We start from the raw sequence: 13,614 nt of genomic DNA on the forward strand, positions 1-13,614 counted from the left end.
CGATGTTCGTCTTAAGCGCGGGAGTGGATACCGGTATTTTGGGGATGACTATCTGGGGATTCAATTTCGCAAGTCCACTTATCACGCTATACGAGGGAGCCGGTATATCGGTGGCTACGATTTTGTCACTCATCGTGTTCCCTCTTGGGTTGCGCGAGAGTGGCAGTCACCACAGAGGCAGGCGAGTTCGGCCAAGCCGGGTTCTACTTCGGCGAGAAGTGATGTACTGAGAAGGCCAGCGAGCAGGCCAGCAAGTCCGGTAATCTGGGCCTCGGTAGCTGACCAGGGGCCTGTTATCAGGAAGTCGTCGTCATCCTTGATTTTCTTCGCGCGGCCTTCCTCGAGGGACTGTTCAGAATAGAGTATCGCAAGGGAGTCGTCCACAAGATCAACGAAGTGAACGTCGAACAGCAGACGGTAGTCTTCGATGCGGTTGAGGTAGGATGTAAAACCGTCGACGAGCAGTTCCCGAAGGTCATCGTCGACAGAATCGACGCGAGCGAGGTAGTTACGCAGAAACTCGCGGTCGTACGTCAGTCCTTCCGTATGGGTTGTTTGAGTAATGCCTTCTGTAATCAAGTCAAGAAGGCGCACTGTCGGGGTCACGAAAAGAACACCTGACGACTCCGATTTCCGGACGTATGGGTCGTCTGGTGCTACAAGGTCGTTGATGAAGCGGTATGCAAACTGGTAGTCTGGGTCCGAGCCGTCGACGTGCTCGCAGTGGTTCGGGTTGACGCCTTTAACCGCGTATGAAACAACGTGCGTGAGTGGCGTACCTTCTGGTTTCGACGCAATGAACTTCGCTATCCGAACTCTGTCAGTATCGCGTTGTGTGAGAGTCCCGTCGATAAGTGGGCCGTGGCCGAGCAGGTCACGCTCGTCAAGGAGGTCTGCTAAGACGGGAGTGTTACATCTATCCGCGAGGTCGAGCCCACCGAGGTGTCCTAGAGGCTCAGCGAGACTCATTCAGTCGTGAGAATAGGAGTAGCAGGTTCCGAGTCCTCAGCTGGCAAGTGGTGGGACACGAGAGGAGCATCTTGATTGTCTCGACAGCATTCCCAGCACTGCTTCGTCTGTGCAGCTGCGGAGTCGATATGATTGATACAGTCCTCGCTACAGCATGAGTGCCGACAGATGTACGCGACGAACTGAGTCCAGTCCGTCACGGGTGCGCCACCTCCGCGAGGGAAGTCTTGGCTCTAAAAACCGGCAGACGGCAGAGGGCGGCGCAAGCATGGCTTGTGAATTGCTCAGAATGATAGTTTTCTGAAAAATCCTTATCGCCCGAATATCGAGTATTCAGGCAGTTTAGAGACGAATATAGAAAATCTAAGAACGGGGAGGAATCGAAGTGGGCCGACGCGGATTTGAACCGCGGGCCTCCCGGTTATCAGCCGAGCGCTCAACCTAACTGAGCTATCGGCCCGACGCATCTCACGGTAACCGGCAGGCACTGTTAAACGTTACTTTTCTCATCGGGAGTCGTCAACATCTTCGAAATCGACGTCATTCGACGCTTCAAAGCCGCTCTCACTGGATTCGGGCTGTGTTTCGTCATCGTCCCCGGGGAAACCGCCGATGTAGACGCCGCCGCTGGCGAACCCACCAGTCTTACTGTCGGCATAGGGGACGACCACCCATTTTTTGAGCGCCAGCCGGATTGGGTACCGCGTCAGGGGCACCAACAACAAGAATCCAATGGCGTCGGTGACAAGTCCCGGCGTCAACAGGAACGCCCCGGCAATGAGCAGGAGCGCGCCGTCCATCAGTTCGTCAGTCGGTGCTTCGCCGCGGGCAGCCTTTCGCTGTATCTTCGCGAGCGTATGACGTCCCTCCAGGCGAGCGAGAAACATCCCGATTAGCGCCGTCAACACGACCAATAACACGACCAGTTGCCATCCGAGAGAGCCCGCTAACACGACGAGGAACACCGCATCGAGCAGTGGGATTAACAGCAGCAACCCGATGAGTCTGAGCATACTGGCTCTATTTTCCCCTCACCCAAACGCTTTTCGAGACTCGTCATTACGGGACAGCGTTTTTCAGGCTTCCCTCAGAGGCACACAATATGGTGCCGAGACTATCGATGATGCTCGTCCCGATATTTGCAGTGGTGACACTTCCGCTTGGTATTCTGGCCGGCTTGTACGTGAGCCTCCAAGCCGCGGTGACCGTCTTCGTCGTTGGTTGGTTCTTGCTTACCCCGTTGGCCGCACTTCTGCTCGGATTTATGTACACAAGCTCGTCTCAGATGTCGACGAATGAGGAACTCGAGCAGAGCAGACAGACGAACGAGAAAAGACAAGAGGCGGCGAACGGAGCCGACGGCAGTGACTCCGTTGCTGACCCAGTTGAAAAGCTTCGGGATAGATACGCCCGTGGCGAAATTGACGAAGTCGAGCTAGAGCGCCGTCTCGACACGCTCATCGAGATGGAAGACGTCGACTCGACTGATAAGGAAGTCATCGAGCGTGTGGCTGACACCCTCGATACGGACAACTCAGTCGAGGGGCACAGAGAAAATACCGATACCGGCACTGAGTCGGATGACTTACTCTCAGAACACGAGTGAGTGTTATCTGTGTGGGTGCCTACTGGTACATACCAAGCGGCTGGGCCTGTGTGCTTTCCCCAGTGGCCTGTTCCATTTTTTGTGCAAGCTGTTCGCGCGCCTCAGCAATCTCCTCGGCTTGCTCGACCAGCTTACTGGTTTCGACCTCGATATCAACGAGTGGCTCAATAGCGTTGACCAGCAGTATCCGGGCGGCTTCGGGGTCAGGGAACTGTTTGTTTGCCTGGACAACCAATCCGATAGCAGCAAGGTCGCGTTCACAGACCTCTGCGAGCAATGCGCCCGTTGGGCCACTTACCATCCCGTTTTCGCTTGGTTGGTCGATATCGTGTTCATCTAACAGCGTCAGTCCGTCGCCACAGCCAAACCCATACATTGCTGGGACACCATCTTTCTGTTCGGGTAGTCCACTCAGAAACACCGGTGTGATGTTTTCCTCGGCGAACCAGCCCGCCAAACAGGTTGCAAAATCAGGTGCTGAGTCGGGTGAAACCGGGACATCACTCTGAAGGACAAGCAAGTCTTTTTCCTCGTCGCCGTAGATGCGTACCGGTTGGTGGACTTGCCGGTTGTCCGCTTCGTACACTGCGACACGGGGGAGTCCGTCACAGAAACACGTCGCATACTGGGTCATATCGAGTGTACTCACTAAGTGGTCGGCCACAATTTTTCCGACCAACCCGACGCCAGGCAGGCCTTCGACAAGCATCGGTTCTTCAAACTCCATCCCGTTGTGAATCTCTATGTGCGCCATGTTCACACAAAGAGAGGGGTGAAACTTAACTGTCGGCGGTGACCGACGCCTCGAAATCATAGAAGACACTGATATTCGCAAAGAGGAAGCCTGCAAAGCCGACACGCAAGAGGAAATCGACGTACGCGATTAGTGTGTCGCTAATATCCGAGACGAAGAAATCAAGCGACGTAAAGGCAATGAGGATGAGAAAGCCAATCAAGAACAGAAGCAAGTTCCGGAACTTTCGGTACAGACGCTGGCGCGCACGTGAGGTCTGTCGAACGGTCTCGACAAACGATCGGAAATAGAGCCAACAGAGAACTGGATACCCAAAAATGACGATTAACGCACCGACGAGAGCAAGGATACCGTCGGTGACCGCTGCGCCTTGGAACGCAACGTTCATCGTCGCCGGAAGGGCAACAGCGACCCACAGCTGGCGACGAGTCACGTCAGCCAGCAGTGCTGCAGCCCCGAACAGGACGCCGTATGCGATAGAGCCATCAATCACGTTAAAAACATCGAACTCCGCGCTGCCGAGGTCAATAACACCGACAGTGAGGCCGGATAACGTGTGCGTAACCGCTGCAAGCACAACGAGACCCAGCAACGGGTAACAGTACTCTCGCAATTGGACTGGCACCCGTCGAACCCAAGCAAACAACACGGCCGACGACACCGCGTATGCCACGGCAAACGAAAGCAAGATTGGGTCAGTCATGCACTGTCACCTCTCAATTCGTGCCCGATTTCAAAGGTTGCCAGTGTCTCTCTGAGTTCTTGTGTCCGGTCGACAAGCGAATCCGCACGGGATTGGGTTGTCTTCATCCGGTCGGCAGCCTGCTGTGCAGTATCCGACAGGTCGTCGGACTCTTTGGACATCTCAGTTGCTGTGTCGGAGGCTTCCCGTATCGTCGATGCGACCTCAGCCGTCGCGTTCGCTCCGTCGTCAGTCGCACTGGCTATCTCGCGCATTGCCGTGTCGATATCTGTGACGGTATCAGTGAGTGACTGGAGCGTCTCCGCCGTTTCCTCGACGGTTGCCGTGCCCTCCGTCGTCGCGTCACTCGTGGCCTCCATCTTGTCGCTTACCTCGCGAACGTCACCGCGAACCGACTCGACAACAGTCTCAATTTCGCCGACAACCTCCTGTGATTGCTCAGCAAGCGCTTTTACCTCGTTGGCGACGACAGCGAACCCTTCACCATCCTTGTCGGCCCGTGCCGCTTCGATGTTGGCGTTCAATGCGAGCATGTTCGTTTGCTCGGCAATCTCGTCGATGAGTGTCGTTGAGTCGACAACATGTTCCATCTCCGTATCAAGTCGCTCGACAAGCGAATCGAGTTCTTCAACGGTCGTCTCGATTTCTTCCATCCGTGTTATCGCTTCCGTGATGCGCTGTTCGCCGTCACGGCCGATGTCGGCGGCCTCATCTGTCTGTTGGGCAACGTCCTGTGTCGTCGAGGCAACCTCCTCGATAGTTGCAGACAACTCGTTAGTCTGGTCAGTCGTCGAGACGAGTTCGTCAGCCTGGGCAGTTGCGGTGTTGGCCATCGTCAGAACCGACTCCGCAACCGTCTCGTTTATCGATTCAACCTCGCTTGCGTTCTCGCTGACAGTCGTACTAGCCGATTCTACATCCTCGGCGAAAGTAATCAAGTCACTGACCGTTGCCTCTAACTCCTCAGCCATCTCGTTAAACGCACCAGCTATCTCGCTCATGGCGTCGATATCACTGTTGGCTTCGAGCCGAGCGGTCATATCACCATCAGCCAACTGCCGCATCGCAATACTGAACGACTCGGCGTCGGCAACAAGTTGGTCATTCAACTCTTCTGCCTCCGCTTTGGCGCTTTTGGCGCGTTCTTCGGCCTCTCGCGCGTCTTCAAGCGCTGACTCGGACTCCTCAATAGCGTCACGAAGCGATAGTCGCATGTTATCAAAGGCTTCATACAACCTACCGATTTCGTCAGGCCGGTCAGATTCGAGTTCGAAATCAAGGTCCCCCTCTTCCATCCGACGGGTTCCATCCATCAAATCACCAAGCTCCGCCCGCAGGTTACCACTAAGTACGATACCTAACACCCCCAGATGCATGATGAAGATGATTGCTGTCCCCCCTGCAGCCGAGATGACTGCCTGCTCGTCCGGTTCGCCACGCAACAACACCCACAGAAAGACCCCTGTGAACGCGAGTGACACTAATGTCACAACCACTATCGATGCAACGACTCGGTTTCCGTATTTGTTCCGAACTGCCCCTATATAACCCATACTCCGTTAGAATTAGAGGAAGGGCATAAAAGCACGTCTAAGAATACCAAATATGAGAACAAGAAGGGCCTGTTTGTCACAAAGTAACGATATAAACTATTTAATTAAAAGAAAATGAGAATATCACACACACCAGAGAGATGGCAGTGATTGGTCGTCGATAACTGTTAGCGTCGCAGCAAGGCGACGGCCCCAAGCCGCCACGGAATCAAAACGAGGAGGCCAAAGGCAATATTCACTAGGACAAACGTTACGCCCGCACCACCCTCGAAGAACTGACTCGCTCGGATAGCAGCGGCGACCAGCGCGATGATAACCCAGCCGGGAACGAGCAACAGAAATGTTCGGCGGTAGCTTCGGAGCGTCCGGTGATGGTACAAACAGAACAGTGGTGCGAGCGCGAGCCATGCAGCGAGAAATGGTGTGAGTGTCTCTGCAGTATGTACCGGAACCTCCCAAGCCAGGAGATTATGCTCGTACAGACCCCACGAGACGAACAGGAGTAAGCCAAGCAAGTCTCCAAACAAGACGAGTGCGGCTCCCAGAGAGGCCGGCAGTTGGGGCCGGACATCGAGTGTGCGAACGGAGCGAAGCATTGGTTGATTCTCAGGAGCGCAGTCTTATCAGTCTCACTACGTAGATGTTCGTTTACCCTGAGAAGCCCTGGTCTCGAATATCGAGATTATCTCAAGAGAAACGAGTCTATCTCAGCTGGAGAGTTGCCACGTCGTACTGTGTGCTGATTTCGGTGTCGTCAATCAGTCGGTCGATGCGGTCCTGTAACGGTGGATGGGTCGAAAGCAACCGGTCGCGATTCGTCCGCTGGTCGTCGTGGATGTACAGCATAGATAGCAGCCCCCCACGAGAGTTCGTCACGCGGTGGAGCTTTGCCAGCCCACGGGCGAGTGCAGCTGGGTTGCCCGTCAACTCGGTTGCTCGACTGTCGGCTGCGAACTCTTGTCTGCGCGAATACGCGAGAAAGGCGAGCGTGAAGACGAAAAACAGCCCGCCAAGGCCGAGCAACACCGCCTGTTGGAAGTAGCCGGCGAGACCGACCCGCGACCGCCCAGGGTCACCAGCAATCCAAGCACTTCCTTGGTCGATGCCGACAAGAAAAATACTGACCGGAAGCAACGCAACGAGTACCAGCCCAGCTAGCGTACGTACAGCAGTGACTGCTAGCGTGTTCCAGAAGGTATCGAGCCGCTCCATGTGTGCGAGTTCGTGGGCCAGAATGCCTTCAAGTTCGTCGATACTGAGTAGTTCAAACAGCCGACGGTCGAAGACGACAACACCTTGTCGGGGACTGCCAAGAGAGAGTGCATTCGGTACCCCAAGGTCAGCGACCAACAGCTCTGGCTGACGTACTCGGGACTGTGCACAAAGGCGTTCGATTCGATAGAAGAGTTCCGGGACACGGTCCCGTGACAGGCGAGTGGCATCAAGACTCGAAACAACTCTGACGGTCCCAAACCGGTAGCCGACGTATCCCATACCGAGCACAACGATCAAAAACGCACCCAGCAACGTAGTCAGGGTTGGCGGGTCAGCGAACAGCCACTGCACCAGCACTAGCCATCCAACAGCGACAGCGGCGTAGACCGCAAGTACCGTCACCCCGACAAAGAACATGAGGGTTCGCATCAGGATAGACATACCCCCATTTAGCCGAGGTCGCTCAAAACGGCTTGCTTCAACAGCGTCTGACACCACCATTATGTTGTGGGACATCTAATATTGGAACAAGCAACCCCCATCATGAGCGACGACCACGCCGAGAACTCATCGCCGCCTGCCAGTGACGAGCAGACAACAGGTCTGCACGGACGCATCGTAGAAGCGGTGGGGGACCCGGTCTGTACGTTCAGCAGAAACGGGCAGTTGGGGTATGTAAACCCAGCCTTCGAACGACAGACCGGCTACACTGCCACCGAAATAGATGAGATTACAGCTGTTGTCGACGAGGCGGATTCTCAGGCCCTGCTATCGGCAGTTGAGGACCTACAGATGGCTGCCGACACTGCCAGCACAACGGTCGAAGTTTCGCTCAGGCAACGCAACGGTGACAGCGTCTCTGTTGAGTGTCATCTCACCACATTTGAGAGTGACCACCACGAAGCTGATGTCGTCGCGGCTGTCCGTGATGTGAGTGCACGGACAGCCCGTACGGAACGCCTCTCACGATTCGCAAGCGTCGTCAGCCACGACCTTCGGAACCCACTTGATGTGGCACTTGGGCGGGCTGAGGTACTGCCCGAAATCGCTGACGTCGACGAGGAGAGCGAACAGCATCTCAACGAGATATACAACTCGCTCAAACGTATGGAACGGCTCATTCAGGATGTCTTGACGCTGTCCCAACAACGGGAGGGGTCGGTGAAGACCGGGCCAGTTGCGCTTGAACCCGTGGCACGAGACGCGTGGGGGAACGTCGACACGGCTGATGCAACGTTGGCCGTAACTGCTACGGCCGACATCGAGGCCCATCGTGATGGGCTGCTCAGGCTGTTCGAGAACCTGTTTAGAAACGCTGTCGAGCATGCCAGTCAGGAGTCAGCTGATACCGCCGTCACAGTCGAGGTTGGCATAATCGACCGTGACAGTCAAGCTGGGTTCTACGTGGGTGACAATGGACCGGGCATAGACCATGGGGACCAAAACCAACTGTTCGAAGGAGGATACACGACGACTGCCGACGGAACCGGGCTCGGGTTGACTATCGTCCGTGAGATTGCCGAGGTCCATGACTGGCATGTCACTGTCACTGACCGCGACTCCAAGCAAAGCGGTGCGCGCTTCGAGCTGACCGGGGTAACGCGTCCGGACTCAGAGTCGGGATAACTACCAGAAACAATAGAGGTCGCTGACTCCGCCGATGCGTTGGCTGTGGCCCTTCGACGGGACCGATTCGAAAGCTTGAGATGTGTCCCTCTCAGTATTCGTGTGTATGGAACTACGGGTTATCGACAAACAGGAGAACGAACTCTCCATCGAGATTGCCGGCGAGGACCATACGTTTATGAACGTCCTCAAAGGCACACTGCTGGAAACCGACGGCATCGACGCTGCGACATACGATGTGAACCCAGAGCAGTCGGGCGGTCAGACCGACCCCGTCCTAACAATTAAGACCGAAGATGGTGTCGACGCACTCGACGCGCTCGAAGAGGGAGCAGACGAAGTAATCAACAAGGCAAACGAGTTCCAGGCTGCCTACGACGCCGCAGTCTGAGTGTGTGACGCCACAGGACACCACTGGTATTGGCGAATAGTTTTTTCGACTGCACTCAAGCAGCGCTATCTCCCGTTACAGCTAATCAGTCCGAGATAGATATCACCCCGAACAGAGTGTGCGTCGAGACCAAGCGCATCAGTTTCCGCGGTCAACTCAAGTCCGCGATCGGTAACGATTTTCTCCGCAAGCGCTGCGCCCAGTTTCTCGGCAGTTTCGCCGTCATTGGCCGAGACTCGAACAGTAGTAGCATGTAGCCTAGTCCCGGACTGACACGCATCGCTAGCAAGGCTGGATATCTGTTGCCCGGTGAGGCGCTCACCGTCGGCGTAAAGCGATTTGATTACCCGTTGGGTGTAGCGAGTCGCAACGTCGTCGAGTTGGGTGCTACGGCGCAATCGGTGGTCTGTGAACTGCTCGTTCAGTGCGGTAGCGGAGGTAGTCTCGACAGCATCGAGAGCGATACCGTCAGCGGCGGTCGCGTTGCCTGGAACCCCGTCTACATCCGGGACACCGCCTTGGTCGAAGCCGGGCACGTCAATAACGCCAGTGAACCCAAGCACTGCAACGGCTACGACGACAAGTGTCAGCCCGAAAGCAACGAGATACTGGGGTGTCACGAGGTCGAAATAGCCTGGAGCATCGAGTTCTGACTCCGCAACGCGTTGTTTTTGCTTTTCAAGTGTCGGGTTTCCACATCGGCTACAGGGGGGTGCGTGTTTGGGATGTTCGCGCCCACAGTCTGTACACGCCCAGACGAGCGTTGCTTCCTGCCCGTCTTCGTCGGAAAGGTCAGTCTGTCGGACAACAGCCTTCTCGAACTTCCCGTGTCCGCAGTTGTCACACGGTGGGTCATCCTCTTCGTGGGGCTTGCCACACCACTCGCACCGCCATTCCATTGACTGCTTGTTGTGAGCATGCGACGAAAAGGGTGGCGCTCTGGCCAAACGATTACAGTCGGACCGCCACGTCGCGCTCATCGAGATACTCCTTGACCTCACGGATAGAGTATTCGTCAAAGTGGAAAATCGAGGCAGCTAGCGCCGCATCGGCATCGGCCTCAGTGAACACCTCGTAGGCATCTTCGGGACGACCACAGCCCGACGAGGCGATGACTGGTGTAGAGACAGCGTCACTAACTGCGTTCATAAGCGGGATATCGTAGCCGTTTTTTGTGCCGTCAGCGTCGATAGAATTGACGAACAACTCGCCAGCGCCGCGGTCCTCGGCCTCACTTGCCCATTCGGCAGCGTCAATACCGGTTCCCTCGCGTCCGCCCTTAACGGTACATTCGAACCAACAAGACTCGCCATCAACCTCGACGTACTGTTCTCCCTCACTGTCAAATCGGCGGCGTGCATCGACCGAGATGACGATACACTGGCTGCCGAACGACGCTGCCCCATCCTCGATAAGGTCAGGGTTTTCCAGTGCTCCGGTATTTATCGACACTTTGTCAGCGCCGGCGCGAAGCGTCTCCTTGATATCTGCACGAGTCCGGATGCCACCGCCGACAGTCAAGGGTATAAACACTTCGTCGGCAACTGAGCGGACGGTATCAAGCATCGTCTCCCGACCCTCGGCCGATGCCGTGATATCGAGGAAGACGAACTCATCCGCACCAGACTCGTTGTAGCGTTTTGCCATCTCTACGGGGTCGCCCGTGTACTCCAAATCCTCAAAGTTGACTCCCGTGTACACCGCTGGATTGCCATCGTCGTCGACATCAACGTCGATACAAGGGATAATGCGTTTTGTAAGTGCCATAGAAGCTGGTGAACGTTCTACCTTAGTGTAGCACGGGACTGTACGTAGACCTTTCTATCACCGAGTTCCTGGCATAACAGCAACGCCGACTGTAAAACAAGACTCAGCGCCAGATGTGCGACCGATTTTCCGTATGCTCGAACGATGAACACGGGTGAACTGATAATCACAGGACGGCGCTCGGAGAGCAAAACACGATACCCGTCGCTCAGACAGTTAGGACTGAACGTGGGTCATGTAGCTGCCGATACCACCAAGACCACCGAACACGACTGGGTAGACGAGACCGCCAAGGACCACAGCTCTGGTCGTGTCGATTCCAACGAACGCGAATCTCGCGGTGTTATACAGTGTTGCCAGACAGAGTCCAACAACGAGAGTGTACCCTATCGCTATGCTCGCTCCGTGCAAGAATGCCTCTTGACCGGTATCGGCAGTCAGTCCCGTGTGACACAACCAGCCAAAGTACCCGAGCAAGAGAGGCACAGCAAACGTATACGCCGGCTCGGGAACTGTACCGACACCCGCAACACCGAGGACAACGCCATCAGTGACGCCAATATGTGCGCTAAAAAAGTCACCAAGTGTTGCTCGAAAAAGCGTCTGGATACCGATTCCCGAAAACGTCACATTCGCCGTCGTCAACACGTGTATCCCAACGAAGAGTGTGACTGTGACGTACGTTCCAAGACCAGCGACGACACCGTAGACGGCCCCGCGAAGCGGCAGTGGCCAGCCTTCGATACGCTCATCAGGAGGATTTGCTTGACCGACGCTATCTGCCATAGTCAGAGATAGTGGTGGCGGCAGTAAACAATCTCGTTACACGAGCCGAGACTGTGACACATACACTTATTATACCCGGATAGCCAACTAAGAGTGTGTCCGCCCAGCGTGATACTGCCACGGTGTTGGTCGTCGACGACGAAGAAGAAGTCGCCGACGTGTACGCACTCCGACTCCGGAACCAGTTCGAGACGCGCGTTGCTTACAGCGGGAGCGAAGCGCTGGATGTGATAGATATCGATGTCGATATTGTCCTATTGGACCGTCGCATGCCGGATATCGCCGGCGACGAAGTGCTGACTAAACTGCGTGAGAAAGGGTACGACTGCCGGGTCATCATGTTGACGGCTGTTGACCCTGGCCTCGATATTGTCTCGATGCAGTTCGACGACTATCTCTGTAAGCCGGTAGAAAAAGAGGACCTTGTCGATGCAATCAATCATCAACTCGACATCATCGAACACGACGAGACAGTCTCAGAGTACTTCGAACTTACCTCAAAGCTGGCACTGCTCGAAAGTGAACTGAGCGAAGAAGAGACTGAGACAAGCGACGAAGTCGCCGAACTCCGCGACCAAGTCCACGAACTCAGGGAGGAACTCGACGATGTACTCGATGAGATAGACGATATTGAAGCAGAGTTCAGCAATATTGGACGGTTCCCCGGGTGACCACGGGCGGTTGAGGCGAGCTACGGACTACCGCAAGAGAAACGTTATTGTGACGGCGACGACGGCCTAGTGCATGGCGCTTGGTGACTTACACGAGGCGACTGCGGCAGAAACGAATAATCTCTACTATGTCGACGTTGGGATGTACGATACTCCTGCGTACGGACTGGTGTATATCCTTGATGCGGAGCGCCCGGCACTCATTGACACGGGAACCGGCTTCAATTACAAAACAGTACTCGACGCGATGGAGACGGTCGGTATCTCTCCTGAAGAGCTTGAAGTTATTGCTCCGACACACGTCCACCTTGACCATGCGGGTGGAGCACACCTGCTCGCTGATGCCTGTCCGAACGCCGATGTCTGCGTCTACGAGGCCGGCGCACAGTTTCTCACGGACCCCACAGCAATCTGGGAGGGAACACAGAACGTTATCGGAGACCGTATTGAATACTACGTCGAACCCGAACCGATTCCAGACGACCGGGTCGTCGGACTCGAAGACGGCGAAACGCTCGACCTTGGCGACCACTCGCTCGAAGTCCATCATGCTCCCGGCCACGCTTTCCATCAGGCGGTCTTCTATGACCCAGTTAACGATGGTGTCTTCACCGCTGACGCCGCGGGTATCAACTCACCCCATATCGATGGGATCACTCATACGAGTCCGCCACCGGGCTTTGACCTTTCGGGCTGTCTGGCCGATGTCGAACTGCTCCAAAGCCTCGACCCTGCGGCGCTGTACTACGCTCACTTCGGCGACAGAGAAACCGGCACCCTGCTCGATGAGTACGCTGACCGCCTGGAATCGTGGGTCGACCGCGTCGCGGCCAAACGTCAAGAGCTTGACGACGACGAGGCCGTTTTGGAGTTTTTCGCCGAGCGTGCAAAAACAATGGATGCTTGGGGTAAGGCCCACGCAAAAGAGGAAGAGCGTATGAATGTCAGCGGCGTTTTGCACGACCTCGACCAGCGCGAGTAAGACACAGGCCCGAAGTTGTCTCACTCCGATGGCTCGTTCGTGGAACGGTCGGCTTGTGCTTGCTCGTGGCCTTCCCACGGTGCTTCGTCGCCTTTCCAAGGGGTTGCCTCGCCTTGACCACCAGTTTTGTAGGTCCCCTGGGCACTCGCGACTCGCTCACCCTCGGCGTTATGGATATCCACATGTACCATCGCAAGACTCGACCCGAACCGGCTGACTTCTGCCGTTGCAGTCAGGTCCGATGTGGCCGGTGCAAGATAATCGATACGCATGTCGACGGTCGGAGTCACGTCCCCGGCAAGGGAGATGGCTGCTGCGCCACCGACGGTATCGGCGAGCGCATACGTAGCGCCGCCGTGTGCAACGGAGCCAAAGTTGTTTGACCGCATTTCCTCGCTGAAGGGAAGCCGGCCTTCAGCGTAGCCGTCCTCCGCTTCGGTCAACTCGATACCAAGGTGTTCGACAAACGGTGTCTGATTGAACAGTTCTACGAGGTCCATGTCCTCGTTGAGACGCCACGAACCCATAAAGCCACGAAAACTACGAGAAACGGTCAGCAGGTGGTTTTCTCTCCGTAGCTAGTGTCGCTGC

The 13,614-nt window shown here is 55.8% G+C and carries 17 protein-coding genes and 1 tRNA gene; 6 read left to right on the forward strand and 12 right to left on the reverse strand.

Annotated elements, in window-relative coordinates:
* The first annotated feature begins 2 nt into the window (after positions 1-2).
* A complete protein-coding gene (locus N5098_RS17790; RefSeq protein ID WP_465261602.1) occupies positions 3-230 on the forward strand; it encodes a hypothetical protein in 228 nt (75 codons plus the stop codon).
* On the opposite strand, the gene N5098_RS09300 is transcribed toward N5098_RS17790, so the two are convergent.
* The 3 genes from N5098_RS09300 to N5098_RS09310 all read right to left on the reverse strand — a co-directional run bounded on the left by N5098_RS09300 (position 130) and on the right by N5098_RS09310 (position 1,982).
* The gene (locus N5098_RS09300) at positions 130-969 is read right to left on the reverse strand and encodes a DUF8148 domain-containing protein (protein ID WP_267637555.1); all 840 of its coding nucleotides are present in this window, start codon (positions 967-969) and stop codon (positions 130-132) included. The genes N5098_RS17790 and N5098_RS09300 overlap by 101 nt on opposite strands.
* Before the next feature lie 386 nt (positions 970-1,355).
* Positions 1,356-1,429, reverse strand: a tRNA-Ile gene (locus N5098_RS09305).
* A 46-nt stretch (positions 1,430-1,475) separates the two neighbouring features.
* Positions 1,476-1,982: an FxsA family protein gene (locus N5098_RS09310; protein ID WP_267637556.1), complete on the reverse strand. Its 507-nt coding sequence runs from the start codon at positions 1,980-1,982 to the stop codon at positions 1,476-1,478.
* Positions 1,983-2,071: 89 nt separating this feature from the next.
* Between N5098_RS09310 and N5098_RS09315 the strand changes: the two genes are divergently transcribed.
* Entirely contained in the window at positions 2,072-2,575 is a 504-nt protein-coding gene (locus N5098_RS09315; protein ID WP_267637557.1) for an SHOCT domain-containing protein, read from the forward strand.
* A gap of 19 nt (positions 2,576-2,594) precedes the next feature.
* Here the strand turns inward: N5098_RS09315 and N5098_RS09320 are convergent, their stop codons facing one another.
* The 5 genes from N5098_RS09320 to N5098_RS09340 form a co-directional block, all read right to left on the reverse strand.
* Positions 2,595-3,329, reverse strand: a complete 735-nt coding sequence (locus N5098_RS09320; protein WP_267637559.1) for a proteasome assembly chaperone family protein — start codon at positions 3,327-3,329, stop codon at positions 2,595-2,597.
* Between the two features lie 25 nt (positions 3,330-3,354).
* On the reverse strand, positions 3,355-4,032 hold the full coding sequence (locus N5098_RS09325; protein ID WP_267637561.1) for a G protein-coupled receptor family protein: 678 nt from the start codon (positions 4,030-4,032) through the stop codon (positions 3,355-3,357).
* Entirely contained in the window at positions 4,029-5,585 is a 1,557-nt protein-coding gene (locus N5098_RS09330) for a methyl-accepting chemotaxis protein (protein ID WP_267637562.1), read from the reverse strand. Before N5098_RS09330 ends, N5098_RS09325 begins: the two co-directional genes overlap by 4 nt.
* 167 nt (positions 5,586-5,752) lie before the next feature.
* A complete protein-coding gene (locus tag N5098_RS09335; RefSeq protein WP_267637563.1) occupies positions 5,753-6,181 on the reverse strand; it encodes a DUF3054 family protein in 429 nt (142 codons plus the stop codon).
* Positions 6,182-6,287: 106 nt separating this feature from the next.
* Positions 6,288-7,241, reverse strand: a complete 954-nt coding sequence (locus N5098_RS09340; protein ID WP_267637564.1) for a M48 family metallopeptidase — start codon at positions 7,239-7,241, stop codon at positions 6,288-6,290.
* Positions 7,242-7,322: 81 nt separating this feature from the next.
* Here N5098_RS09340 and N5098_RS09345 point away from each other — a divergent pair, with 81 nt between their 5' ends.
* On the forward strand, positions 7,323-8,426 hold the full coding sequence (locus N5098_RS09345) for a PAS domain-containing sensor histidine kinase (RefSeq protein ID WP_267637565.1): 1,104 nt from the start codon (positions 7,323-7,325) through the stop codon (positions 8,424-8,426).
* Between the two features lie 106 nt (positions 8,427-8,532).
* On the forward strand, positions 8,533-8,817 hold the full coding sequence (locus tag N5098_RS09350; protein WP_267637566.1) for a DNA-directed RNA polymerase subunit L: 285 nt from the start codon (positions 8,533-8,535) through the stop codon (positions 8,815-8,817).
* A gap of 65 nt (positions 8,818-8,882) precedes the next feature.
* On the opposite strand, the gene N5098_RS09355 is transcribed toward N5098_RS09350, so the two are convergent.
* The 3 genes from N5098_RS09355 to N5098_RS09365 form a co-directional block, all read right to left on the reverse strand.
* Complete coding sequence (locus N5098_RS09355) at positions 8,883-9,716, reverse strand: hypothetical protein (protein WP_267637567.1); 834 nt, start codon at positions 9,714-9,716, stop codon at positions 8,883-8,885.
* Between the two features lie 52 nt (positions 9,717-9,768).
* Positions 9,769-10,584 carry an imidazole glycerol phosphate synthase subunit HisF gene (gene hisF / locus N5098_RS09360; protein ID WP_267637568.1) on the reverse strand — a complete coding sequence of 272 codons (816 nt, stop codon included), beginning with the start codon at positions 10,582-10,584 and terminating at the stop codon, positions 9,769-9,771.
* 216 nt (positions 10,585-10,800) lie between these two features.
* Positions 10,801-11,370: a DUF7978 family protein gene (locus tag N5098_RS09365; RefSeq protein WP_267637569.1), complete on the reverse strand. Its 570-nt coding sequence runs from the start codon at positions 11,368-11,370 to the stop codon at positions 10,801-10,803.
* 95 nt (positions 11,371-11,465) lie between these two features.
* On the opposite strand from N5098_RS09365, the gene N5098_RS09370 reads away from it, so the two are divergent.
* Together N5098_RS09370 and N5098_RS09375 are read left to right on the forward strand one after the other, a co-directional pair.
* Positions 11,466-12,041, forward strand: coding sequence for a response regulator (locus tag N5098_RS09370; protein WP_267637570.1), 576 nt, complete (start codon positions 11,466-11,468; stop codon positions 12,039-12,041).
* Between the two features lie 73 nt (positions 12,042-12,114).
* The gene (locus tag N5098_RS09375) at positions 12,115-13,023 is read left to right on the forward strand and encodes an MBL fold metallo-hydrolase (protein WP_267637571.1); all 909 of its coding nucleotides are present in this window, start codon (positions 12,115-12,117) and stop codon (positions 13,021-13,023) included.
* 20 nt (positions 13,024-13,043) lie between these two features.
* Here N5098_RS09375 and N5098_RS09380 read toward each other — a convergent pair whose 3' ends face one another.
* Positions 13,044-13,550, reverse strand: a complete 507-nt coding sequence (locus tag N5098_RS09380) for a PaaI family thioesterase (protein WP_267637572.1) — start codon at positions 13,548-13,550, stop codon at positions 13,044-13,046.
* Between the last annotated feature and the right edge of the window lie 64 nt (positions 13,551-13,614).

It is taken from the genome of Halovenus rubra (genome assembly GCF_026586665.1).
In the GTDB taxonomy this organism is placed as follows: domain Archaea; phylum Halobacteriota; class Halobacteria; order Halobacteriales; family Haloarculaceae; genus Halovenus; species Halovenus rubra.